Genomic DNA, 24887 nt, shown 5'->3' with positions numbered 1-24887 from the left:
CCTCGGGTGCTGGGAGCGTTCCCAGCATGATGATCACGAGAACCGTGCCCGCGCTCGCCGCCTTGTGCCTGACCCTGACCCTCGCCTCGGCCCCGACCTCGGTCGCCGCGCCCGCCCTCGACCCGAACACGCCGGTCTCCGCCGACGGCCGCGTGGGTCCGGCGATCAAACGGATACCCGCGGGCGAGCTCGGCACGAGCGACGGGTTCACCGGCACCGGCGACCTGTCCGACGCCAAGGGCGTGCGCCGGGTGGCCGGGCCGGAGCCCGCGACGGTGAACCCCGACGAGTTCTCCGTCCAGTCGATCATCGCCCCGGACGAGCGCGTCCAGGCCACCTACACCTTCGACTACCCGGCCCGCGCCACGGTCCGCTTCACCTACACCAAGCCCACCGGCACGACGAGCTGGTGCACGGGGTGGCTGTACGAGGCGGACGCGGTGGCGACCGCGGCCCACTGCGTCTACAACCTCGACGCGGCCGCGTGGAACACCGACTTCACCGTGTACCCCGGCCGCAACGGCGACTCGTCGCCGTACGGGAGCTGCGGCGTGTCCAACGCCTACACCGTCACCGGGTGGACCCAGGACCGGAACACCGAGTACGACTACGCCACCCTCAAGCTCACCTGCACCATCGGCGACACCACCGGCTGGTTCGGCCTGAGCACGTCCACCGCCTCGCTCGACGGCACCACGGTCACCACCCGGGGCTACCCGCAGGACAAGCCCTACGCCACGCAGTGGTACACCTCGAACACCGTGACCGCCACCAACGCCCGCCAGCTCCACTACTTGCTGGACACCATCGGCGGGCAGAGCGGCTCGCCCGTCTACAACTACGACAGCGGTTGCTCCGCGGCCTGCGCGGTGGCCATCCACGCCTACGGCTACACCAGCCACAACCGGGGCACCCGGATCATCGAGGAGGTCCGCCAGAACCTCCTCAGCTGGGGCCTCTGACCTGCGTGAACAGGCCGCCGGGAAGCACCGCCCGGCGGCCTGTTACCCTTCACGGGTTGCTGACGCGACGACCCTCCTGCCACGGAACGTCCGTGGCCGCCGAGTCCACAGGAGGTGAGTGGTCTTCATGCGTCATTACGAAGTGATGGTCATCCTCGACCCCAGTCTCGACGAGCGCACGATCGCGCCGTCCCTTGACACGTTCCTCAACGTCATCCGCACCACGGGTGGCAACGTGGAGAAGGTCGAGGTGTGGGGCAAGCGCCGGCTGAGCTTCGAGATCAACAAGAGCGCCGAGGGCATCTACGCCGTCCTCGACCTGATCTCGACCCCCGACGCGGTGAAGGAGCTGGACCGCCAGCTCGGCCTGCAGGAGACGGTGCTCCGGACGAAGGTCATCCGGCGCGATCCCGCCAAGGCCGCGAAGACCGCGGCTCGGATCGCCGCCAAGGCCGCGGCCAAGGCCTAGGAGCGCCGAGACATGGCAGGCGAGACGACGATCACGGTGGTCGGGAACCTGACCGCCGATCCCGAACTCCGCTTCACCCAGTCCGGCGCCGCGGTGGCGAGCTTCACCGTGGCCTCCACCCCCCGCACGTTCGACAAGGCGAGCGGCGAGTGGAAGGACGGCGAAGCGCTGTTCCTGCGGTGCAACGTGTGGCGGCAGGTCGCGGAGAACGTGGCCGAGTCCCTCACCCGCGGTTCGCGCGTGCTCGTGTCCGGGCGGCTGCGCCAGCGCTCCTTCGAGACGAAGGAAGGCGAGAAGCGCACCGTCATCGAGCTTGAGGTCGACGAGATCGGCCCCTCGCTGCGCTACGCGACCGCGAAGGTCAACAAGGTCAGCCGTGGAGACGGCGGCGGCGGCTTCGGCGGCGGCGGTCAGTCTCGCGGTGGCGGCGGCGGCGCACCGGCCGACGACCCGTGGGGCTCCGCGCCCCCGGCCAGCTCCGGTGGCTTCGCCGACGAGCCCCCCTTCTAGACCGGCACCGGTCCACTCCACACTTCACTGCGTAATACCAGGAGTCCACACATGGCCAAGCCGCCTGTGCGCAAGCCCAAGAAGAAGGTCTGCGCGTTCTGCAAGGACAAGAACGCCAACCTGATCGACTACAAGGACACCACCCTGCTCCGGAAGTACATCTCGGACCGGGGCAAGATCCGCGCCCGCCGGGTCACCGGCAACTGCTCCCAGCACCAGCGCGACGTCGCGGTCGCCGTCAAGAACGCCCGCGAGATGGCGCTGCTGCCCTACACCTCGACCGCTCGCTGAGAAAGGGGACGGCATCGTGAAGCTCATCCTCACCGCTGACGTGACCGGCCTCGGTGGCCCCGGCGACATCGTCGAGGTCAAGGACGGCTACGGCCGCAACTACCTGCTGCCCCGCGGCCTGGCGATCATGGCCACCAAGGGCGCGACCAAGCAGGTCGAGGTCATCCGCCGGGCGCAGGACACCCGCCGGGTGCGCGACCTGGACCACGCCAAGGAGATCAAGGCCACGCTCGAGGGCCTCGGCTCCGTGACGCTGAAGGCCAAGTCCGCGGCCGGCTCGAAGAAGCTGTTCGGCTCCGTCACCTCGTCCGACGTCGTGTCGGCCGTGCGCGCGGCCGGCGGCCCGACGCTGGACAAGCGGTCCGTCGAGATCGCGGGCCACATCAAGACCCTCGGCAAGCACTCGGTGAACGTCCGGCTCCACCCGGAGGTCACCGTGTCGCTCTCGGTCGAGGTCGCGAGCGCGGTCTGACGTTTTTCCCCGGAAGCGCCGTTCGACCAGGTGTTCTGGTCGGGCGGCGCTTTCGCACGTCCGGCTGTGGACAACTCTTGTGACACGTTGTGCGCGACACGCCGTGCCGGCGGTTACACGCGACACGCCGAAGGTGTGACGCACTACTTTTCCACAAACTTATCCACAGGACTTGACCAGGCCAAACTTTTGTCTGGGCCTGAGTTGTACCCAGGTTGTCCACAGGTTTCCCCAGCCCTGTGGTCAGCTGGGCGCGACCATCCCCAAGCTGTCCACCGAGTTGTCCACAGGTGGGTTTGCCTACGCCATCCAGGTGGCTCTAGCGTCGCTGGACCACGGGGCGTGGCGCGGCGGACTTTGTCGGACCCACGAGGTACAACATCCGCACGGCAGCAGATTGGGGTGAGCTCACGGTGGCGCTGGTGGACGACCGGGGCATGGCCGAGCCCGGCTTCGAACGGCAGCCGCCGCAGGACCTCGCCGCCGAGCAGTCGGTGCTGGGCGGGATGCTGCTGAGCAAGGACGCGATCGCCGACGTGGTCGAGGTCCTGGCCCCCAACGACTTCTACCGGCCCGCGCACCAGGCCGTGTACGACTGCATCCTCGACCTGTACGGGCGCGGCGAGCCGGCCGACCCGATCACGGTGTCCGCCGAGCTGGAACGCCGGGGCGAGCTGCTGCGCGTCGGCGGCGCGCCGTACCTGCACACCCTGATCGCCACCGTGCCGACGGCGGCCAACGCCTCCTACTACGCCGAGATCGTGGCGGAGAAGGCCGTGCTGCGGCGGTTGGTGGAGGCGGGCACGAGGATCGTGCAGCTCGGCTACAACGGCGCCGAGGGCGCGGACGTGGACGAGGTGGTCGACCGGGCGCAGGCGGCGATCTACGAGGTCACCGAGCGCCGCACCACCGAGGACTACGTGGTGCTGGAGGAGCTGCTCCAGCCGACCATGGACGAGATCGACGCCATCGCCTCGCGCGGCGGCTCGTCGCTCGGCATCCCCACCGGCTTCGCGGACCTGGACGAGCTGACCAACGGCCTGCACCCGGGCCAGATGATCATCGTCGCGGCCAGGCCCGGTGTCGGCAAGTCGACGCTGGGCCTGGACTTCGCCAGGTCGTGCTCGGTGAAGCACGGCTTGACCAGCGCGATCTTCTCGCTGGAGATGTCGCGCACGGAGATCGTCATGCGCATGCTCTCCGCCGAGGCGCGCATCCGGCTCGGCGACATGCGCGGTGGGCGGATGAGCGACGACGACTGGACCCGGTTGGCGCGGCGGATGAGCGAGATCAGCGAGGCGCCGCTGTTCGTCGACGACTCGCCGAACCTGACCATGATGGAGATCCGGGCCAAGGCGCGGCGGTTGAAGCAGCGCCACGACCTGCGGCTGGTGGTGGTCGACTACCTCCAGCTGATGTCGTCGGGCAAGCGCACCGAGTCGCGTCAGCAGGAGGTCTCGGAGTTCTCCCGGAACCTGAAGCTGATCGCCAAGGAGCTCGAGGTGCCGGTGATCGCGATCAGCCAGCTCAACCGCGGCCCGGAACAGCGCACCGACAAGCGCCCCCAGCTGTCCGACCTGCGTGAGTCCGGCTCGCTGGAGCAGGACGCCGACATGGTGATCCTGATCAACCGCCCGGACGCCTGGGAACGCGACGACCCGCGCGCCGGCGAGGCGGACCTGATCATCGCCAAGCACCGCGCCGGCCCGACGGCCACCATCACCGTCGCCCACCAGCTCCACTACAGCCGCTTCGCCGACCTGGCCCAGGGCTGACGCCCGGCGGCGGCGGTCGGCGGGTCGGGTGGACGGGTTGGGCCGCTGACCCGACCCGTGAGCGATCACGAATCGAGAAGCGCAGGTCAAGAGGCGTGCTTAGGCTGAACGCATGGACCTCACGATCAACACCAGCTTCCTCCCGCACGACGACCCGGAGGCGTCCCTCGCCTTCTACCGCGACACCCTCGGCTTCGAGGTCCGCAGCGACGTCGGCCAGGGTCGGATGCGCTGGATCACGGTCGGTCCCGTCGGCCGGCCCGACACGTCCATCCTCCTCGCGCCGCCCGCCGCCGACCCCAACGTCACCGAGGACGAGCGCCGCACCATCACCGAGATGATGGCCAAGGGCACCTACGGCTGGATCCTGCTGGCCACCCGGGACCTCGACGCGACGTTCGAGAAGGTGCAGGCGGGCGACGCGGAGGTGGTCCAGGAGCCGACCGTGCAGCCGTACGGCGTGCGCGACTGCGCCTTCCGCGACCCCGCGGGCAACCTGATCCGCATCCAAGAGCTCCGCTGAACGGGGAGGTCCCGCCATGTGCCACCCCGCGTGGGCGCGCGCACGCGCCGAGGCGAAGCGACTCGAAGACCTGGCGCGGTTGCGCCGGGTGCGCGACCGGATCGACCGCGAGCACGCACGGCCGCTGGACGTCCTGGCGCTCGCCCGCGCCGCGGGCCTGCCCGCCGGACTCCTCAGCCGCGAGTTCCGCAACGCGTACGGCAAGTCCCCGCACGCGTACCTGGTGGCGCGGCGCGCCGAGCGGGCGGCGGCCGCTCTTCGTCAGCCGCCGATCGCGGTCAGGACGGTCACCAGGTCCGCGACCAGGGCCTCCTCGGGCGGTGCGACCAGGTCACGGCCCTTCTTGACCCGGCTGGTGACCTTGACCACGACGTGCGTCGTGCCGTCGACCACGTAACCGGCCTGCACGTAACCCGAGCTGCTGCCCCCGCCACCCTTCAGGGTGTAGTAGACGGCGTACCCGGTGTCTCCCACCGGGAGCTCGCACACCTTCCCGAACTCGTACTTATCGTCGGAGGTCCGTCCCAGCAGGCTCCTCAGCTCCCTCGCCAGCTCTTCCTCGGCGGGGGTGTTGGAGTCCTTCTCCTCCACTCCGACGGCGATCTCGACGGTGCGGTGCACGGAACCTTCGCCGTACGACGCGCCGTCCGGCGGGTCGTACACGCAACCACCGCGGTTGGGCACGGCGGCGACACCGAGTTGCCCGGCCGCCGCGTCGAACTTCGCGCACACGTCCTTGGTCGTGGTGCCACCGGCAACCGGCTTCGCCTTGGTCGCGGCCAGGGTCGGCTGCTGCGCCAGTTCCGGCTTGGTGATCCGCGGCGCGCCCGGCTGCCCCTCGCCGCTGAGCGACTTGACGATGTCGGAGATCTCCCCGTAGGTGACCTCCTCGGTGAGCGGGTCGGCCAGGACGCGCTCGCCGCCCTTGGCCGCGCGGTGCACGTTGCCCCAGAGCGCGACCCACATGAGGTCCTCACCCGACCGGAACACCGCCTCGGTGTCGGTCCGCGCGCCGGTGGCGCCGACCGCCTTCGTCTCCCGGTGGAAGACGTACCCCCCGTCGCCGGCGGGGAAGTGCTCGATCTTGCTCGACGCGTAGCCGGGGTTCTTCAGCTGCGCGTCCCGCTGCCGCACGGCCAGGTCGTAGAAGCGCTGGTAGCGGTCGTCCGCGTCGCCTCGCCAGGTGGCGACGTCGGAGCTCATCATGAGCGCGCCGTCGGTCAACAAGGACAGCCCGGGCGTGATGAATCGGCAGTTGATCCCGCCCTCCGTCTTCCCCCGGGAGATCGGCCGGTAACCGCGGCCGGTCATCACCTCCGCCATCGAGCCGCACAGCGCGTCGACCCCGTCGCCGTGCCGGAGGGCGCCCAGGTCGGGGAACGCGAGCCGGTCCAGCGCCGGGTTCTTCGGGAGGTCCTCGCCGACCGCCGACGAGCCGCCACCCGACTGCCAGAACCACACGCCGCCGGCGCCGGCGAGCACCACCAGCACCACGACGACCACGGCGACCACGCGGCCCGTGCGCTTCTTCGGCGGGCCGGGCGGAACCCCGGTCCACGGCGACGGCGGCTGCGGGTAATGCGGTGGCGGGTACGGCGGCTGCGGGTACGGCTGTTGCGGGTGGTGTTGAGGACTTCGAGGTTGGTAGGACAAGCTGCGATCCCCCTGGGAGTCACGACGGGCGGGTAGGGCCGCCGGGCGACTCCGGCACCATACGATCTCCGCGACGGCCGCGATGTCAGGCGAACTACCGACACCGGGGCCCGGCGTTCGGGGTGCTCCGGGGCCACCGGTTGCGTCCGTGGTGAGTCATTCCCCGACTGCGCCTACGATCGATGGATGCCACCCGACGCGGCGCGGCGCAGCGACCGTTCGAGGCGGGCGATCCTCTTGGCCGCGTTGGAGTTGGTCGAGGCGCTCGGCCACTCCCGGTTGACCATCGAGGCGGTGGCGGCGCGGGCCGGGGTCGGCAAGCAGACGATCTACCGGTGGTGGCCGTCGAAGGGGCCGTTGCTGTTCGACGCGTTCGTGGAGTTCGGGCCGGCCGGTGCGGACGAGTTGCCGAGCGGTGTGCTGGCCGTCGACCTCAAGCGGGAGTTGCGGGCCGCGGCCGAGGAGCTGGCCGAACGGCGGTTCGACCAGGTGTGCCGGCTGTTGGTGCACGAGTCCCGCACGGACCTGGTGACGTTGCTGCTGATGCCGCGCCGGATGGCGCTGGAGGAGCGATTACACGCGGCCCGGCGGTTGGGGGACGTGCGGCCCGACGTCGACGTGTCGGCGGCGGTGGAGTTGTTGTTGGGACCGGTCTACCAGCGGTGGTTCTTGCGCACGGCCCCGCTGACCGGTGAGTTCGCGGACGCGGTGGTCGATCTCGTGCTCCGCGCGCTGAGCACGTGACCATGATCGGTAGGGTTCGTCGATCATGGGGTACGCGGTGGTCGACGTGGAGACGACCGGGTTCGCCGCGCGCGGTGCGGACCGGGTGGTCGAGGTGGCCGTCGTCGGGCTGGACGACGCGGGCCGGGTGACCGACGAGTGGTGCACCCTGCTCAACCCCGGGCGCGACCTCGGGCCGCAGCACGTGCACCGGATCCGCGCGGCCGACGTGTGGCACGCGCCGACGTTCGCGCAGGCCGCGGGCGCCCTGGCGGCACGGCTCGCCGAACGGGTCGTGGTCGCGCACAACCTGTCGTTCGACGCCCGGTTCCTGACCGCCGAGTTCGCCCGCGCCGGGGTGGACCTGCCGGTGACGGGCCTGTGCACGATGCGCCTGGCCGACCGGTACCTGCCGGGCCGGGCCGGCCGATCGCTGGCGGCGTGCTGCGAGGCGGTCGGGGTGACGCTCGACTCGGCGCACTCCGCGTTGCACGACGCCCGCGCCACGGCCCGGTTGTTCGCCCACTACCTGGGGTTCGGCGTGCCGGAGGCCGAACCCGTGCCGCGCGTGCCGCCGGCCGACGACGTGGTCGAGGTGCGCCGCGGCACGGCGGCTCCGGCGCCACGACGGCCGGAGCTGGTGACGTTGGTGCGCGGCGACCGGGTCGTGTTCACCGGCCAGATGGACGCGCCGCGCGAGGAGTGGGTCGACCGCGCCGCGTCGGCCGGGCTGGTCAGCCAGGGGTACGTCACCAAGTCGACCCGCCTGGTCGTGGCCGCCGACCCGTTCACGCTGTCGAGCAAGGCGCGTCGGGCGCGGGCGTACCGGGTGCCGATCGTGTCCGAAGAGGACTTCGCCGGGATGCTGGACCTGCTCGGCGTTACACCGCCGGCCAAAGATCACCGGACCGGGTGGCGTCGGGCCTATTGAAAAGCCCGCTACCTGCGGGGAGGCTCTTCACGGACAGGCCATGCCTCAGCGGAAGGCACGAGTCCTATGAGTACCGTGCAGACAACGGCTTCCCGTGCGGTGTGGGACGAGTTCGTCTCGGAACTGCCGGTCGGGGTACTGCTCCAGGACGAGAACGGCGTGGTGCTCGCCGCGAACCCGATGGCGTCGTCGCTGCTCGGTGACGCCTGCGCCCGCGACGACTCCGGCGCCCCGCTGCCCAGCTGCGCCGAGCTGGCCGCGCAGGTGCTGCGCACCGGATCACCGCTGACCATCCCGATGGTGCTGCCGCACGCCAACGTGTGGGCCGAGTACTACCCGATCGGGGTGCGCGGGCAGGTGCTGGTGCTGCTGCGGCCGGTGCAGGCGGACGTGCCGCACAGCGCCGGGCTGCTCGACGCGCTGACCGGGCTGCCGGGACGGGCGCTGCTGCTCGACCGGCTGGACCAGGCGTTGATCCGGGCGCGGACCCAGGGCACGTTGGCGACCCTGGTGCTGGCGGACGTGCACCGGATGGCGGCGGTGAACGCGGCCCACGGCTTCAAGCGCGGCGACGAGCTGCTGGCCGTGCTGGCGAAACGGCTGCGGCAGGGTTTACGGGCCGACTACACGGTGGCGCGGTACGGCGGCGACTCGTTCGCCGTGGTCGCGGAGCACCCGAACGGCAGCGGCGAGGCGGTCGCGGCCCGGGTTCGCGAGCTGGCCGGGCGGGCGGTGCGGCTCGGCGGCGAGCGCGTGCGCACCGGGGTCCGGGTGTGCTGGGTGACCAGCGACGGCGAGGCGCCGCTGCACTCGGTGATCGCGCACGTCGAGGAACGCCTGCGCCGCTGAGCCGACCCCCGTGAACGGGACCGGGCCCCTGGCACTGAGGTGCCAGGGGCCCGGTCGCGGGAGGTGTGGATCGGTGGATCAGATCCGCGGCATCACGGTGGTGTCCTCGAGCGAGCTGAACGCGCTGCGCGCGTCGATGCCCGCCAGGGCGGGCGCCTGGGTCTCGGTGAACCGCGCCGGACCGGCGCCACCCTGCACCGGGTTGACGTTCATACCGCTCAGCGCCAGCGGCGGCACCATCGGGGACTCGCTGCGGGGCTGCGCCACACCGGGCACGGGCAGCACGAACGGCAGGCCGGCCGGCGCCGCGACGGGCAGCGACGACAGGGCGCGACCGTCCGGGGTGATACCGGCGGGCACGCTGTGCAGCGGCAGGTCCTCGACGACCGGCAGGCCCTGCGTCGCGGTGAGGTCACCGGCCAGCGGCAGGCTGCCGCCGAACGAGCGCTCGTCCGACTCCGAGGACACCGAACGGGTCAGCACCCCCGCGAAGGGCGCCGCGCTCAGGGCGGCGCGGGTCGCCTCGGCGACCGGGGGCAGGCCGTGGCGGAACACCTGCTCGAGGGTGTCGAGCCGGGGCAGCTGCTGGGTCGGCAGCTCGGCCTGCGACAGCGCGCCGACCGGCGCGGACGCCTCGGGCAGCCGGGCCTGGGACAGCGCGCCGATCGGCGCGGACGCCTCCGGCAGCTCCGCCTTCGACAGCGCGGCGACCGGCGCGGCCTTCGACAGCTCCCGCTTGCGCAGGTCGGGCTTCGGCGCGTCCAGGTCCGGCGCGTCGAGGTCCGGCGCGTCCAGGTCCGGCGCCTCCGGCTTCGGGACCGCACGGGCCAGCAGGCCGCTGCCCGGCAGCTGGACCTGGTGCAGGCGGTCGAGGGGCAGACCGCGCAGCTCGCCGATCCCCGGCAGGCCCAGCGGCACGGAGTACTGGGCCAGTGCGCCCACGAGGTCCAGCGCCGGCAGCTCGGTGACCCGCATCAGGCTGTCGAGGCTCGCCGGGAGCTGGATGCCCCGGCTCGCGTCGGCGACCGGCGCGGGCTCGCCCCGGTCGTCGCCGGTGCGCACGTCGTTGCTGTCCTGCGTGTTCGTGGTGGCGGTGCCGAGCACCTCCACCGGGATGCCGAACAGGCGGGCGAACGCCTCGGTCGGCGCTTCGACGTCGTAGGAGGTGACCGAGCCGCTGCCCTCGGTGGTGGTCACGCCACCGGACTTGCTGCTCGACCGGCTGGCGGTCGCGGCGTCCGCGAGACCGGCGACGGTCACGGCGTCACCGTGCACCGACGGCGTGAGCGCGGCGGGGGCGGTGAGCAGGTTGCCCGACCACGCGCTGTCCTCGGCGGAGGTCAGGTGCCGGCCACCGGCGATCAGGCCGGTGGTGTTGTCCGTCCGGGACTCGCCGTTGCCCGCGGCGGTGACGGCGTCGCCGAACACCTGCAGCGGGATCGACGGCTGCGCGCCGATGCCGTTGCCCGAGAACGACGCGTCGTCGCCGGAGGTCTGCACGTCGCCGCCGGAGTGCGAGCCGAACTGGTTGCGGCTCTCCGACTCGACGTTGCTGCCCGCGCCGATGGCGCTGCCGAACACCTGCGGCGAGGACGCCTCGGGCAGCGACAGCACGTTGCCCGACAGCGAGCCCTCGTCGCCGGTGGTGGTGGCCGCGCCGCCGGAGCGCGAGTCGAGCTTGCTGTCGGTCTCGGCCGAGCCGTTGCCGACCGCGACCGCGGAGTCGCCGAAGACCTGAGCCGGGTTCGAGGTGGGGACGTGCACGATGTTGCCCGACGCGGAGCCGTGCTTGCCGTTGGCCGTCGGCGCGTTGCCGAGGTCGATCTCGGTGTCGCTGTCGGTCCTCGACGTCGGGTTGGCGACCACGCCGCCCGCGTTGCCGAACACCTGGCCGCCCAGCGCGGTCGGCGCGGACACCACGTTGCTGGAGACGGTGCCGTTGTCGTCGACGCTGGTCGCGACCTTGCCGGAGCGCACGGTCTTGTTCTCGGTGGCCCGGCCGGTGGGCGTGCCCGCCGCGCCTACGCCGTTGCCGAACGCCTCGGCGGGCGCGCCGAGCGGCACCTGGCCGATGTTGCCGGAGCCGACCGCGTCGTTGCCGGTCGTGCCGTTGTAGCCGCCGGAGTCCGCGACGACGTCGTTGTGGCAGTCCGCGTCGGCGATGCCGCCACCGGCCACGCCGTTGCCGCACAGGTCGGCCGCGCCGGCCGGCGGCAGGTTCGCCGCGTTGGCCGACAGCACGGACCGGTCGCCGTTGGTGTAGGTGTCGCCGCCGGAGACCGCGGTCGCCTCGTTCGAGTGCCGGGCCGACGTGGTGCCCACGCCCGAGACCGAGTTGCCCGCGCCGGAGACCGGCAGGGCGACGGGCGCGTCGGCGAAGGTGCCGGACAGCACCGCGTCCTGGCCGGAGGTGTAGCTGTTGCCGCCCGCTTCGGCGTCGTGCGCCATCGCGTTGGCGACCTGCGCGTTGCCGCCGCCGGCCACGGCGTTGTCGCCCGCGGCGACAGGGCCGGCGAACGCGGGCTGGACCACGTTGCCCGCGAGGGTGCCGTCGTCACCCGTGGTGGACGACCACATCGGGAGGTCGGTCCGGTCGCGCTGGGTGGTGCCCGCGTCGGCGGACGCCCGGTTCTCGGTGGCGGTGTCCGCGTTGCCCGCGGCGCCGACGCCGTTGCCGGTGACCGCGACGACCGGTGCGACCGGTGCGCCGAGGACGTTGCCGGCGCCGGTGCCGCGCTCGCCGGTGGTGCTCAGCGAGCCGGTGGCCTGGGCGTCGTTCGACGACGAGGCCCCGCTGAAGGAGTTGCCGCCCGCGGCGACCGCGTTGTTGGTCACCTGCGCGGGCACCGCGCCCTGCACGGCGGCGATGTTGCCCGACAGCGAGCCGTCCTCGCCCGAGGTGTGGACGCGGTCGCCCGCGACCGCGCGCTGGTAGGACGTGGCGTGCGACTCGGCGTTGGCCAGGACCGCGACGGCGTTGCCGTTGACCTGGGGCGAGACGGCGGCGGCGGCGTGCGCCACGTTGCCGGACAGCGTGCCGCGCGAACCGTCGGCCCTGATCTCGCCGGCGCTGGTGGCCGACTGGGTGCACACGCCGTCGCTGTAGGCGTTGCCGCCGGCGGCGACCGCGTTGCCGCAGACGCTGACCGGCACGACCACGTCGGCGTCGGCGGTGTTGCCGCGGGTCAGGCCCGTGGCCTCGACGCCCGCCGTCCGCTCCTGCGCGGTGCGGACCAGGGGGTTGGCCGGGACGGCGACGTCGCGGACGGGCAGGTCGGCCGCGCTCGGCGTGCCGATCTCCTCGTGGATGGTGGGCAGGTCGTGGTTGCCGACCAGGGTGCCCAGGTTGTTGTGGTCGACGTCGACCGGCACGCGCACCTTCGCGTCGAGCGGGTTCGGTTTCGCGTCGGGGTTGACGTTCTCCTGGGCTGAAGCGATGCCCGTGCCGAGCATCAGCAAACCACCAGTGACAAGTGCGGTCTGGAGACCGCGCTTGGCCCAGGTTTGCATGGGTTCTCCTTCTTCCGGTGTCCCTTGCGGGAGGTGAGGGGTGGTCGGACGCGGCGACCGCGTCGGGGGCGACGACCACCCGGGTCTGTTCTTCAGGGGGAGCGCGGCATCTCGACCGGTGTGGGAGCGCACGCGAGCGGCGCGACGGTCGAGCACCGGGTCAGCTCGTCGATGAGCTGCCGCGGACCGCGCGCTGTGGTCAGTCGGGCGTGCTGCCGGGCTGCTTGCCCGGCGTCACGGTGTTCCGCTCGGTGGCGGGGGACGAGGCCCGGGCCACCGCGGGGTCGAGGCGGTCGGCGGAGGCGGCCGTGTACGAGCCGTTGCCGCCGCCGGAGGAGCCGGAGCCGTCGCCACCGCAGGAGCAGTGGGCCGGCGCGCCGAGCGGCGCGAACGGCATGGACGGCAGTCCGGACGGGTCTCCCGGCAGGGAGGGCCCGTCGTCGCCGGACGGCGCGACGACCTGCGGCCGCGGCGCGTCCAGCCAGGATCGGCTGAGCTTGCCGAACACCCCCTGCACCACCGGGGTGCCGGCGGGAACCGGCACGGCGGTGGCGGCCGGGGTGGTCTCGGTGACGTGCCGCGTCACGGTGCCGCCGACGACCACGTCGACGGGCGCCTGCTCGGACGCGGGGTGCCGGAACCAGTCGCGCACGCCCCCGACGGTGTCGCGGATGTCCTCCGCGACCCGACGCAGGTCGGGCGGGCTCGGCTCGGGCACCCGGGGGGTGCTCAGCGCCGTGTCGAGGTCGTGCACGGCCCGGCCGACCGGGGCCAACGCGGCCTCGACCGGGCCCTCCGCCGCACGTGGCGGCAGCGAGTCGTGCGCGATCCCGGTGACCGGGTCGACGACCGGGATCTGCGCCGACGCCGCCGTGGCGGACAACGCCCAGGCCGCGGCGGTGCCGGCCAGGGTGCCGCCGACGACCAGCAGGGCGCGGGAGAGCAGCCGCCGAACGCGGCCCGCCCCCGTTCCCGCTCGCTGGTCAACGCACGACATCGCTGGAACCTCCGCCGAAGAGCACTGGGATTCGCCGGCGACGTGATCGAGGTGATCAAGCCGACGACGAGAGACTGCCAGCAGGCGAGGCGCGGGCGCACTCCATTCACACCTGGTTCGCCGGATCGTGTGACGAACACACTGTGTTCCCGACCGTGACGGTGAGTGATCAGACGCGCTTGAGGACCCTGGCCGCGCCGGCGGCGGCCGTGGACGCCAGGATCCAGCCGACCGCGATCAGGGTGCTGGAGATCCACTGCGAGGCGCCGCTGAACTTCCACTTGCCGTCCTGGCCGAGGTCCACGATCGGGATCAGCAGGTCCATCGACAGCAGCCAGGCGTTCCAGGACGGCGACTCGTCCTCGTTGAGCTTCGGCATCTCGTGCCCGAGGAACCAGGCCGTGCCCACCAGCCAGAACGCGGTCAGCCAGGCGATCGCGAGCCACGGCCGGTAGCCGTAGCCGACCGTCCAGCGCTGCAGGAAGCCCCAGACCCGGCCGGCCACGCCGAGCTCCGAGTAGCGCCGGTGCTGCTTCTCCAGCTGCACGAGCTGCGCCAGCTCCTCCTCGCCGCCGTCGCGGTACACCGCGGCCAGCTGCTCGTAGGGTCCGGGCGCGAAGTCCGGCTGCACCTCGCGCAGCCAGCGCAGCCGGGTGCGCACGTCCACGTGCGGCGTGGACGAGATCGAGCTGAACGTGAAGTCCTCCACGTCGACGCCGCCGGTGGCCGCCCACAGCCCCGGCCCGTCCATCACGGTCGCCGCGCCGACCCGCGTCAGCACGACCCGGCCCACCGGGATCCGGTCCTCCGAGAGCCTCAGCACGAGCTGGCTCACCGTGAGGCCGTAGGCGTTCAACGCGATGTCGCTGCCCGGACCGCCCAGGCGCGCGCCCGCGAACGTGGCCATCTTGCCGACCTCGGCGAGCCTGATCCGGACGCCGCCCGCGGCGGTGAACCCGTGGCTGCACAGGAAGTCCTTGCCGATGGTGGCCACGCGGGCGTCCAGCGACGGCTTCACCGTGCCGTCGGGGCGGCGGCGCGGCGCGAGCAGGGACGCGCCGGAGCAGTCGAGGGTGGAGCCGATCTCGGCGTTCTGCAGGCGCAGCGAGCCGCGGGCGCGCAGGTCGCGGAGGAACAGCGTGCCGCCGACGCGCAGCCGGTCGGCGAACAGGACGTCGATGCCCGGCCCGTGCAGCTCGACGCCGGACAGGGACGCGCTCCCCCGCACGTGCGCGTCCACCAGGCGCACCTGGCCGTAGGCCTTCAGCGCGGCGTCGCGCTCGCCGTCGCCGTGGAAGCCGCCGTTGACCGCGCCGCGCGCTTCGAGGTCGCCGCGCACCTGGATGCCGTCCGCGTGCAGGGCGACCGGGATGCGCTGGACGACCTCGCCGGTGTCCTCCGCCTGGTCCTCCACCGCGTCCCGGCGGCCGATCACCGCGCCGGACAGCCGCAGGTAGCCGCCGATCTCGGCGTTGGGCAGGCGGACCGTGCCGGAGGAGGTGAAGCCGTCGTCCAGCTCGACGTTGCCCTCCACCCGCATCCGGTCGGCGACGAGCGCGGCGGCCTCGTCGGCGGTGCCGCGCGGGATCACCAGGACCGGTCGGTCGACGACGCTGGCGTGCAGGCGGGCGCCGGAGAACACGGCGCTGCCGCCGATCCGCGCGCCGTCGAGCAGGATGCGGCCCTCGGCGGTGAACCGGCCGCCCTCGGCGTCGCAGAACAGGGTGCCCGCGATGGCGACGCCGGTGGCGTCCAGGGCGTTCTGGCCGGCGTTGAGCAGGCGGGCGCCGCCGAGGTGCACGTTGCCGCCGACGTCCGCGCCGCGCAGCCGCACCTCGCCGCCCGCGCGCAGCGCGATGGCCTGCAACGAGCCGGACAGGCGGATGCGCGCGGCGAGCAGGGCGTGGTCGCCGCCCCGGTTCCGCAGCACGGCGCCGGCCAGCCGGAACGTGCCGTCGACCGAGGCGTCGGTCAGGTCGACCACGCCGTCGCTGGTGAAGCCCGCCTCCAGCACCAGGTCGCTGCCGACGCGCAGGTTGCGGCCCCACAGGCCGGGCACCTTGCAGCCGCGCATGCGCAGGCCGACCAGGCGGGCCATGCGCAGGTCCGGCGGCCGTTCGAAGGAGCAGTCCAGGAAGTCGACCACGTGGTCGACCCGCGCGCCCTCCAGCGCGAACGAGCCGACGACGTTCGCGCCGACCAGCCTCAGCGCGGCGGTCCGCGGGCCGCCCTCGGTGAGCAGCCCGGACAGCAGCTCGCCGCGGACCGTGCGCTCGCGCTGGGGCCTCCTGGGGTCGAACCGCAGCGAACGTCCGGCGGCGAACGCGGCGCGGACGGCGTCCTCGGCAGTCTCCTCGGCGGTCACGCCTGCGATCCGATCACCCGCCGCGCCGGTTCCGCCGGCGTTTGCCGCAATCCGAAACGTGGCTTTCGACATGCACCCGACCGTCTCCGACCGGCCCACTCGCGAGGATCGGTGCGGCTACCGTGATCGGCGTGACCAGGAGTGATGAGATCAGCGAGAGGGTGCCGCGGATGCTGCGCGTCTCGGCTGCCCTGAGTTGGCGGTTCGTGGCCGTGGTCGCGGCGCTCTACGTGGTGTTCCACGTGGTCGGGTTCATGGCCACGATCGTCATCCCGACCGGGGTGGCGCTGCTGCTGGCGGCGCTGCTGTCGCCCGCGGTGTCGCAGTTGAACCGGGCGGGCATCCCGCGCGGCGTGGCCACGGGCGTGGTGCTCGTCGGCGGCATCGCGGTCGTGGGCGGCGTGCTGACGTTCGTGATCACCGAGTTCTCCAAGGGCCTGCCGCAGCTGCAGGAGCAGGTCAGCGCGAGCCTGGACACCATCCGCGGCTGGCTCAAGGACGGGCCGCTGCACCTGAGCGACGTCCAGCTCCAGCAGTACCTGGACCGGGTGGTGGAGACGGTCAAGGAGAACCAGACCGAGATCACCTCGGGGGCGCTCACCACGGCGGCCACCGTCGGCGAGCTGCTGACCGGGCTGATCCTCGCCCTGTTCACGCTCATCTTCTTCCTGCACGACGGTGACGCGATCTGGCGGTTCCTGATCCGGATCGTGCCGCGCGACGTGCGCGGTCGGGCCGACGTGGCGGGGCGGCGCGGTTTCGCCTCGCTCGTGTCGTACGTGCGGGCGACCGCGCTGGTGGCGGTCGTGGACGCGGTCGGCGTCGGCATCGGCCTGTGGATCGTGGACGTGCCGCTGGTGGTGCCGCTGTCGGCGCTGGTGTTCCTCGGCGCGTTCATCCCGATCGTGGGCGCGGTGATCACCGGCGCGGTGGCGGTGCTGGTGGCGCTGGTGGCCAACGGGCCGATCGAGGCGCTGATCATCCTGGCCGTGCTCATCGGCGTGATGCAGCTGGAGAGCCACGTGCTGCAACCGCTGCTGCTGGGGCGCGCGGTGAAGCTGCACCCGCTGGCCGTGGTGCTGGCGATCACCACCGGCCTCGTCGTGGGCGGCATCGCGGGCGCGCTGCTGTCCGTGCCGCTGCTGGCGGTGCTGAACTCGGGGATCAGGTCGTTGCTGTCGGAGTCGGACCGGGACGTGGAGCCGCGCCAGGTCGACGTGCTGGAGCCGCAGGAGAGCGGTCCGGTCGACACGGGCGGTGAGCGCGTCGACGACGAAGGAGTCGTCGACCGGATCCAGGACGCCCTGTCGGACGACACCGACCGCGGGCGCCCGGACGCCGGGCGGCCGTAGTCAGGCCATCTCGACCAGGTTGCGGCCGTAGCCCTTGGCCGCGAGCAGCGCGGCGTCGGCGGCCACCAGCAGGTCCGGCAGCTCGTAGCCGAACCGCTGGGTGGTCGCCACGCCGATGCTCACGGTGAGGCCGGTGAGCAGGTGCTCCCGGCCGTCCGTGCCGACGGTGGGCACGGCCAGGCCGGCCACGGCGTGCCGCACGCGCTGGGCGACGGACCGGGCGACGGCGGGCTCCGCGTCCGGCAGGAGCACGACGAACTCCTCGCCGCCGAAGCGGCCGACCAGGTCGCCGCGCCGGACCGTGCCGGTCAGCAGCAGGGCGACCGCGCTGAGCGCCGAGTCGCCCGCCAGGTGGCCGACCTCGTCGTTGACCCGCTTGAAGTGGTCGAGGTCGAGCAGCATCACGGCCATCGGACGCTCGCGCGCCCGTGCCTTGGACAGCTCGTACCGGGCCCGGCTGTCCCAGTGCACGGCGTTGGCCAGGCCGGTCTTCGCGTCGCGCTGGGCCGAGCGCCGCCACTGCGGCAGCTGCGCCGCCCGTTCCAGCAGGGCCAGCGGCGGGCCGGCCATCAGCGCGTGCACCGGGGTGGTGACGGCGACGAAGCCCATCAGGCCGCCGATGCTCACCGCGACGATGCCGAGCACCACGTCGATCGGCTCGCCGATGACCTCCTCGCCGCGGGCGCGCGGGCTGCGCAGCTTCAGGCCGGTCGCGATCACGCCGGCGCGGAGCACCAGCAGCACGGTCGCGCCGAGCACCATGACGACGAGGTCCGTGCGCGGCTCGGCCCAGCCGATGACGTAGCGGGTGGCGAACACGGCCAGCGTGGTCGCGGACAGCGTGAACACCCAGCGGTGCGACTCGGGGCGCTGGGTCAGCACGCCGTGCAGCGCGGGGCCGAAGAGGAGCAGGACGAGCAGGTTGCACGGCAGCGCGACCAGGCCCGCGGTGAGGTAGCACAGGTGGGCGGCCCACGGGTTGCGCGCGGCCTCGCCCGCCCGGTGGCTGTAGATCGAGCTGCCGATGATCACCGCGCCGGCGGTGCCCGCGATCGCCGCGAACCGGCCGACCTCGCCGGGCGAGGGCTGCGGCGACGTGACGATCGCGTAGACCACGACGGCCAGCGCGAGCAGGTCCACGAGCAGCCAGTAGGCCAGCGCGGAGCGCTTCAGCGTCCACAGTGGCCAGTGGCGCACGCTCGGCCCTCCCTCGCCGCAGCAGCCCGCCGACGTGATCCCCACCCCCGGAGACGATCAGACCCGTGAGATCACGCTCGGTGACTCCCGCCAGCCTTCCACATGTGTCGGTATCGGAACAGACGGCCACCTGGGGGTTAGCTACGCCACTCCGACACGGCAATATTGGGGGTGAAGGGAGCACACCGTGCACACAAAGCCATCCGACCAGGGGACAGCGGCCATGGAGGACCCGGTCGCGCACCTCTGGCGGGGAACGGTAGCGCTACGCGTAGTGACGTTCCTGTTCGCTTTGGGCAACGTGATCGTCCAGCACAACTACTACGAGCGCCAGTGGCTCGCGTGGGCGACGATCGCGGCGATGGCCCTCTGGTCGGTGTTCACCATCCAGGCGTACAGCCGGGAGAGCGGGCGTCGGACGTGGATCGTGGTGGCGGACGTCGCGGTCACGTGCGGCCTGATGTCCCTCTCGCCGCTGATCATGACGGATGCTCAGTTCCTGTTCGACGTCCCGCTGATCACCACGATCTGGGCGGCCGGGCCGCCGGTGGCGGCGGGCGCGCTCGGCGGGCAGGTCGCGGGCGCGGTGTCCGGGTTCGCGGTCGGCCTGAGCACCTACCTCAACCGGGGCGGGCTCACCGTCGACCTGGTGCGGGACGTGGTCCTGTTGGCGGGCGCGGGTTTCGTGGTCGGCATGGCGTCGTCCACGGCGCGCCGCACGGCGGTGCGGCTGGCGCAGGCGTTGCGGACCGAGGCGGCCACGGCGGAGCGCGAGCGGCTGGCCCGGTCCATTCACGACGGTGTGCTGCAAGTGCTGGCCCGCGTGCGCAAGCGCGGCGCGGAGCTCGGCGGCGAGGCGGCGGAACTGGCCGAGCTGGCCGGTGAGCAGGAAGTCGCGCTGCGGTCGCTGGTGGCCGCCGCGCCGACCGAGTCCACCGTGGACGGCGACGCGGACCTGCGGCCGGCGTTGCAGCTGCTCGCCACGTCCCGGTTCCACGTGTCCACACCGGCCACCCGGGTGATGCTGCCCGCGGGCACGGCGTTCGAGCTGACCGCCGTGGTGCGCGAGGCCCTGTCCAACGTGGACAAGCACGCGGGCCCGGACGCGCGGGCGTGGGTGCTGCTGGAGGACCTCGGCGACGAGGTCGTGATCAGCGTGCGCGACGACGGCCCCGGCATCCCCGAGGGCCGGCTGGCATCCGCCGAGGCGGAGGGGCGGATGGGCGTCGCCCAGTCCATCCGGGGCCGGGTCGAGGCGCTGCGTGGGACCCTTGAGCTGCAGACGGGGCCGGGGGAGGGCGCCGAGTGGGAGGTGCGGGTCTACAGATGAGCGTGTCCGTGATGGTGGTGGACGACCACCCGCTGTGGCGCGACGGTGTCGCGCGCGACCTGGCCGAACGCGGTTTCGAGGTGGTCGCGACCGCGGGCGACGCCGCGTCGGCCGTGCGGATCGCCCGCGCGGTGCGTCCCGACGTGGTGCTGATGGACCTCAACCTCGGCGAGACGACGGGGGTGGAGGCGACGACGATGATCACCGGGTCGCTGGAGGGCACCCGGGTGCTGGTGCTGTCCGCGAGCGGCGAGCACAGCGACGTGCTGGAGGCGGTGAAGGCGGGCGCGTCCGGTTACCTGGTGAAGTCGGCGTCGGCCGAGGAGCTGGTGGAGGCGGTGAACCGGACCGCGGCCGGTGACGCGGTGTTCACCGCCGGGCTGGCGGGGCTGGTGCTCGGCGAGTACCGGCGGATGGCCGCCACGCCCGACGACGACAAGCCGCAGCTCACCGAGCGCGAGACCGAGGTGCTGCGGCTGGTGGCCAAGGGCCTGACGGCGCGGCAGATCGCGAACCGGCTGGTCATCTCGCACCGCACGGTGGAGAACCACGTGCAGTCCACCCTGCGCAAGCTGCAACTGCACAACCGCGTCGAGCTGGCGCGGTACGCGATCGAGCACGGGCTCGACGTCGAGCCGGAGGGCTGACCCATGACCGACCCCAGGGACTTCCGGGTGTCCGACGCCGAGCGGGAGCACGTCGTCGGCCTGCTGCAGAAGGCGATCGGCCGCGGCCTGATCACGCTGGACGAGTTCACCGAGCGCACCGACACGGCGCTGGCCGCGCGAACCCGCGGCCAGCTCAACGCCGTGCTGCTGGACCTGCCGGGCATGGTGCACAACGAGCAGGTGCTCGCCGTGCCCGCCGACCGGCAGGAGCTGAAGGCGACCATGTCGACGGTCAACCGCAAGGGCAACTGGACGGTGCCGCGGCAGCTCGTCGTGCGCAGCCGGATGGGGTCGACGGACCTGGACTTCCGCGAGGCGTCCATCCCGCACGCGGTGGTGGACATCGAGCTGGACGTGACGGCCGGTTCGGTGAAGCTGGTGCTGCCGGAGGGCGCGACGGTCAACGCCGACGGCGTGGAGCTGGCCGCGAGCAACCTGAAGGACAAGGTCGGCACGGGCGTGAACGGCCGACCGCACTTCGTCGTGCACGGCCTGGTGCGCGCGGGCAACGTGGAGATCAAGAAGAAGACCCGCTGGTTCCGGCACGCCTGACCCCGTCGTGCGCTCCGGCCGTCGCGCGGTGAGGATCGTGGGGTGCACTGCCTCGTCACCGGCGCGACCGGCTACCTCGGCGGACGGCTCGTGCCCCGGCTGGTCGCGGCGGGCCACCGGGTCAGGTGCCTGGTCCGCGACCCGCGCAAGCTGCGGGACGTGCCGTGGGCCGGGCAGGTCGAGGTCGTGCGCGGCGACGTGCTCGACCCGGCCTCGCTGGACGCCGCGATGCGGGACGTCGACGTCGTGCACTACCTCGTGCACTCGTTGAGCGATCCGGACTTCGTCGACGCGGACCGGCGTGCCGCGGAGAACACGGCGCGCGCCGCGGCGGACGCGGGGGTGCGGCGGATCGTCTACCTGGGCGGACTGCACCCGCCGGGCGTGGCGCTGTCGCCCCACCTGGCCTCGCGCAAGGAGGTCGGGGACGTGTTCCTGCGCGGCCCGGTGCCCGCGGTGGTGCTGCAGGCGGCGGTGGTCATCGGGTCCGGCTCGGCGAGCTTCGAGATGCTGCGCTACCTCGCCGAACGCCTGCCGGTCATGGTCACGCCGCGCTGGGTGCGCAACCGGGTCCAGCCGATCGCGGTGCGGGACGTGCTGCGGTACCTGGTCGACGCGGTGGGGCTGCCGGCCGAGGTGAACCGGACGTTCGACATCGGCGGCCCGGACGTGCTGACCTACCTGGAGATGATGCTCCGGTACGCGGAGGTGGCCGGGCTGCGCCGGCGGCGCGTGCTGCCGGTGCCGGTGCTCACGCCGCGCCTGTCCGCGCACTGGGTCAACCTGGTCACGCCGGTGCCGCGGTCGATCGCGTCGCCGCTGATCGAGTCGCTGGTGCACGAGGTGGTGTGCCGGGAGCACGACATCGAGGCGTACCTGCCGGGCGCGAACACCGGCTACGACCGGGCGGTGGCGCTCGCGCTGGCGAAGGTCCGCGACGCGGACGTGGAGACCCGCTGGTCGGGGGCGTCGGTGCCGGGTGCGCCCGCCGACCCGCTGCCGTCCGACCCCGACTGGTCCGGCGGCTCGTCGTACGTGGACGTGCGGGAACGGCGGACCGCCGCGTCACCGGAGCGGCTGTGGCAGGTCGTGGAGGGCATCGGCGGCGAGCACGGCTGGTACTCGTTCCCCCTGGCCTGGGCGGTGCGCGGGTGGCTCGACCGGCTGGTCGGCGGTGTCGGGCTGCGGCGCGGGCGGCGTGACCCCCGGCGCCTGCACGTCGGCGAGGCGCTGGACTTCTGGCGGGTGGAGGAGCTCGACCGGGGACGGCTGCTGCGGTTGCGCGCGGAGATGCGGGTGCCGGGGCTGGCCTGGCTGGAGCTGCGGGTCGCGGCGGCCGACGGCGGCGGGTCGACCTACCGGCAACGGGCGGTGTTCGTGCCGCGCGGGCTGGCCGGGCACGTGTACTGGTGGCTGGTGTGGCCGTTCCACGGGGTGGTGTTCGGCGGCATGGCCCGCAACATCACCTGTGAAGCTGAACTTACGAGTGAATTCAGAAAGTCCTGATGGACTGCACAAGAGGGTGGGAGCACACTCGCCCGCATGAAGGCACTGGTCAAGGCGACCGCCGGGCCGGGGTTGTCGTTGACCGACGTCCCGGACCCCACCCCCGGCACCGGTGACGTGGTGGTCCGGGTCCTGCGCACCGGCATCTGCGGCACGGACCTGCACATCGACTCGTGGGACGAGTGGGCCGCGCACAACATCAGCGCGCCGCTCGTGCTCGGGCACGAGTTCGTCGGCGAGGTGGTCGAGACGGGCGCCGCGGTGACCGGGGTGAAGGTCGGCGACCTGGTCAGCGGCGAGGGCCACCTGGTCTGCGGCACGTGCCGCAACTGCAAGGCGGGCCGCCGGCACCTGTGCGCCAACACCCGCGGCCTCGGCGTGCACAGCGACGGCGCGTTCGCGCAGTACGTGGTGCTGCCCGAGCAGAACGCCTGGGTGCACCGCGCGCCCGTCGACCTGGACGTGGCCGCGATCTTCGACCCCTTCGGCAACGCCGTGCACACCGCGCTGTCGTTCCCGGTCATCGGCGAGGACGTGCTGATCACCGGCGCCGGCCCGATCGGGATCATGGCGGCGGCCGTGGCCAAGCACGCGGGCGCGCGCAACGTCGTCATCACGGACGTCAGCGAGCACCGGCTGGACCTGGCCCGCAAGGTCGGCGTCGACCTCGCGCTCGACGTCACCGAGCGCACGATCGCCGACGCGCAGACCGAGCTCGGCATGTCCGAGGGCTTCGACGTCGGCATGGAGATGTCCGGCAAGCCGGTCGCGCTGCAGGAGATGATCGGCAACATGGCGCACGGCGGCCGGGTCGCCATCCTCGGCCTGCCCGCCGAGGAGTTCGCGGTCGACTGGAGCAGCGTCGTGCTCAAGATGCTCCAGATCAAGGGCATCTACGGCCGGGAGATGTTCGAGACCTGGTACTCGATGTCCGTGCTGCTGCAACGCGGCCTCGACCTGTCGCCGGTGATCACGCACCGGTTCGACTACACGGCCTTCGACGAGGCGTTCGCGACGGCGCGCGAGGGCAAGTGCGGCAAGGTCATCCTCGACTGGACGGGAGCTCACTGATGTACGGCGCGATGCGCGAGGACCTGCGGACCGGCCTGGACGAGATCCGCGCGGCCGGGCTCTACAAGGCGGAACGGGTGATCGGCACGCCGCAGAACGCCGCCGTGCGCGTCGGCTCCGGCGCCGAGGTGCTGAACTTCTGCGCCAACAACTACCTGGGCCTGGCCGACCACCCGCGGCTGGTCGAGGCCGCGCACGAGGCGTTGGACCGGTGGGGCTTCGGCATGGCGTCCGTGCGGTTCATCTGCGGCACGCAGGAACCCCACAAGGAGCTGGAGCTGCGGCTCTCGCAGTTCCTGGGCACCGAGGACACGATCCTCTACAGCTCGTGCTTCGACGCCAACGGCGGCCTGTTCGAGACCCTGCTCGGCGCGGACGACGCGATCATCTCCGACGAGCTGAACCACGCGTCGATCATCGACGGCGTGCGGCTGTCCAAGGCCCGCCGGTACCGGTACAAGAACCGGGACATGGACGACCTGGAGCGGCAGCTCAAGGACTCCGCCGACGCCCGCTACCGGCTGGTCGCGACCGACGGCGTGTTCTCCATGGACGGCTACCTCGCGCCGCTGGACGAGATCTGCGACCTGGCCGAGCGGTACGACGCGCTGGTGATGGTCGACGACTCGCACGCGGTCGGCTTCACCGGCCCGAACGGTCGCGGCACCCCCGAGCTGTTCGGCGTGCAGGACCGGGTGGACATCGTCACCGGCACGCTCGGCAAGGCGCTGGGCGGCGCGTCCGGCGGCTACACCTCCGGGCGGGCGGAGATCGTGGAGATGCTGCGGCAGCGGTCGCGGCCGTACCTGTTCTCCAACTCGCTGGCGCCGTCGATCACCGCCGCCGCGATCGCCGCGCTCGACCTGCTCAGCTCGTCCGGCGAGCTGCTGACCAGGCTGCGCGAGAACACCGCGCTGTTCCGCTCGCGGATGACCGAGGCGGGCTTCGACCTGCTGCCGGGCGAGCACCCGATCATCCCGGTGATGATCGGCGACGCGGCCGAGGCGTCCCGGATGGCCGACCTGCTGCTGGAGCAGGGCATCTACGTGATCGGCTTCTCGTACCCCGTCGTGCCGCACGGCAAGGCGCGGATCCGGACCCAGATGTCGGCGGCCCACTCGACCGACGACGTGAACCGCGCCGTGGACGCGTTCATCGCGGCCCGCGACCGGATGTGAGGG

General features: G+C 72.6%; 22 protein-coding genes. 18 read left to right on the top strand and 4 right to left on the bottom strand.

Translation table 11 applies throughout. From position 1 onward, the window contains the following. The first annotated feature begins 26 nt into the window (after positions 1–26). The 11 genes from ACZ7GX_RS01165 to ACZ7GX_RS01115 all read left to right on the top strand — a co-directional run bounded on the left by ACZ7GX_RS01165 (position 27) and on the right by ACZ7GX_RS01115 (position 9158). The gene (locus ACZ7GX_RS01165) at positions 27–962 is read left to right on the top strand and encodes a trypsin-like serine peptidase (protein WP_498771468.1); all 936 of its coding nucleotides are present in this window, start codon (positions 27–29) and stop codon (positions 960–962) included. A 127-nt stretch (positions 963–1089) separates the two neighbouring features. Beyond that, entirely contained in the window at positions 1090–1431 is a 342-nt protein-coding gene (rpsF, locus tag ACZ7GX_RS01160; RefSeq protein ID WP_123748234.1) for a 30S ribosomal protein S6, read from the top strand. A 12-nt stretch (positions 1432–1443) separates the two neighbouring features. Next, positions 1444–1941 carry a single-stranded DNA-binding protein gene (locus tag ACZ7GX_RS01155; protein WP_498771465.1) on the top strand — a complete coding sequence of 166 codons (498 nt, stop codon included), beginning with the start codon at positions 1444–1446 and terminating at the stop codon, positions 1939–1941. 51 nt (positions 1942–1992) lie between these two features. Beyond that, complete coding sequence (gene rpsR, locus ACZ7GX_RS01150; protein WP_015805710.1) at positions 1993–2232, top strand: 30S ribosomal protein S18; 240 nt, start codon at positions 1993–1995, stop codon at positions 2230–2232. 13 nt (positions 2233–2245) lie between these two features. Further along, entirely contained in the window at positions 2246–2704 is a 459-nt protein-coding gene (gene rplI / locus ACZ7GX_RS01145; RefSeq protein ID WP_498771960.1) for a 50S ribosomal protein L9, read from the top strand. 413 nt (positions 2705–3117) lie between these two features. Further along, a complete protein-coding gene (dnaB, locus tag ACZ7GX_RS01140) occupies positions 3118–4479 on the top strand; it encodes a replicative DNA helicase (RefSeq protein WP_073897890.1) in 1362 nt (453 codons plus the stop codon). Positions 4480–4591: 112 nt separating this feature from the next. After that, the gene (locus ACZ7GX_RS01135; protein ID WP_498771462.1) at positions 4592–5002 is read left to right on the top strand and encodes a VOC family protein; all 411 of its coding nucleotides are present in this window, start codon (positions 4592–4594) and stop codon (positions 5000–5002) included. 16 nt (positions 5003–5018) lie between these two features. Continuing rightward, complete coding sequence (locus ACZ7GX_RS01130) at positions 5019–5399, top strand: helix-turn-helix transcriptional regulator (protein ID WP_498771460.1); 381 nt, start codon at positions 5019–5021, stop codon at positions 5397–5399. 1442 nt (positions 5400–6841) lie between these two features. Next, complete coding sequence (locus ACZ7GX_RS01125) at positions 6842–7399, top strand: TetR/AcrR family transcriptional regulator (RefSeq protein WP_498771458.1); 558 nt, start codon at positions 6842–6844, stop codon at positions 7397–7399. Between the two features lie 25 nt (positions 7400–7424). Next, entirely contained in the window at positions 7425–8309 is an 885-nt protein-coding gene (locus tag ACZ7GX_RS01120) for an exonuclease domain-containing protein (protein WP_498771456.1), read from the top strand. Between the two features lie 66 nt (positions 8310–8375). Continuing rightward, the gene (locus ACZ7GX_RS01115; RefSeq protein ID WP_498771454.1) at positions 8376–9158 is read left to right on the top strand and encodes a GGDEF domain-containing protein; all 783 of its coding nucleotides are present in this window, start codon (positions 8376–8378) and stop codon (positions 9156–9158) included. A gap of 78 nt (positions 9159–9236) precedes the next feature. On the opposite strand, the gene ACZ7GX_RS01110 is transcribed toward ACZ7GX_RS01115, so the two are convergent. From ACZ7GX_RS01110 to ACZ7GX_RS01100, 3 genes are all read right to left on the bottom strand, one after another. Then, entirely contained in the window at positions 9237–12668 is a 3432-nt protein-coding gene (locus tag ACZ7GX_RS01110) for a beta strand repeat-containing protein (RefSeq protein ID WP_498771452.1), read from the bottom strand. Positions 12669–12867: 199 nt separating this feature from the next. Further along, on the bottom strand, positions 12868–13665 hold the full coding sequence (locus ACZ7GX_RS01105) for a hypothetical protein (protein WP_498771450.1): 798 nt from the start codon (positions 13663–13665) through the stop codon (positions 12868–12870). A 169-nt stretch (positions 13666–13834) separates the two neighbouring features. After that, positions 13835–16030: a hypothetical protein gene (locus ACZ7GX_RS01100; protein WP_498771448.1), complete on the bottom strand. Its 2196-nt coding sequence runs from the start codon at positions 16028–16030 to the stop codon at positions 13835–13837. A 170-nt stretch (positions 16031–16200) separates the two neighbouring features. Between ACZ7GX_RS01100 and ACZ7GX_RS01095 the strand changes: the two genes are divergently transcribed. Beyond that, positions 16201–17382, top strand: a complete 1182-nt coding sequence (locus ACZ7GX_RS01095; RefSeq protein ID WP_498771958.1) for an AI-2E family transporter — start codon at positions 16201–16203, stop codon at positions 17380–17382. Here ACZ7GX_RS01095 and ACZ7GX_RS01090 read toward each other — a convergent pair whose 3' ends face one another. Next, the gene (locus ACZ7GX_RS01090) at positions 17383–18579 is read right to left on the bottom strand and encodes a GGDEF domain-containing protein (protein WP_498771446.1); all 1197 of its coding nucleotides are present in this window, start codon (positions 18577–18579) and stop codon (positions 17383–17385) included. A gap of 223 nt (positions 18580–18802) precedes the next feature. Between ACZ7GX_RS01090 and macS the strand changes: the two genes are divergently transcribed. From macS to ACZ7GX_RS01060, 6 genes are read left to right on the top strand one after another with little or no spacing between them, the layout of a single operon-like run. After that, positions 18803–19909, top strand: coding sequence for a MacS family sensor histidine kinase (gene macS / locus ACZ7GX_RS01085; protein ID WP_498771444.1), 1107 nt, complete (start codon positions 18803–18805; stop codon positions 19907–19909). Then, positions 19906–20556, top strand: coding sequence for a response regulator (locus ACZ7GX_RS01080; RefSeq protein WP_498771442.1), 651 nt, complete (start codon positions 19906–19908; stop codon positions 20554–20556). The genes macS and ACZ7GX_RS01080 overlap by 4 nt, the downstream gene beginning before the upstream one ends. A 3-nt stretch (positions 20557–20559) precedes the next feature. Further along, complete coding sequence (locus ACZ7GX_RS01075; RefSeq protein ID WP_498771440.1) at positions 20560–21129, top strand: DUF1707 SHOCT-like domain-containing protein; 570 nt, start codon at positions 20560–20562, stop codon at positions 21127–21129. A 42-nt stretch (positions 21130–21171) separates the two neighbouring features. Beyond that, complete coding sequence (locus tag ACZ7GX_RS01070) at positions 21172–22635, top strand: SDR family oxidoreductase (RefSeq protein WP_498771438.1); 1464 nt, start codon at positions 21172–21174, stop codon at positions 22633–22635. A gap of 36 nt (positions 22636–22671) precedes the next feature. Beyond that, positions 22672–23706 carry an L-threonine 3-dehydrogenase gene (gene tdh, locus ACZ7GX_RS01065; protein WP_498771436.1) on the top strand — a complete coding sequence of 345 codons (1035 nt, stop codon included), beginning with the start codon at positions 22672–22674 and terminating at the stop codon, positions 23704–23706. Continuing rightward, positions 23706–24884 carry a glycine C-acetyltransferase gene (locus ACZ7GX_RS01060; RefSeq protein ID WP_498771434.1) on the top strand — a complete coding sequence of 393 codons (1179 nt, stop codon included), beginning with the start codon at positions 23706–23708 and terminating at the stop codon, positions 24882–24884. Before tdh ends, ACZ7GX_RS01060 begins: the two co-directional genes overlap by 1 nt. Positions 24885–24887: the final 3 nt, after the last annotated feature.

This window comes from Actinosynnema sp. NPDC037264, from assembly GCF_055603705.1.
The sequence above is the reverse complement of the archived record's forward strand: the minus strand, read 5'-3'. Positions and strand labels throughout refer to the sequence as shown.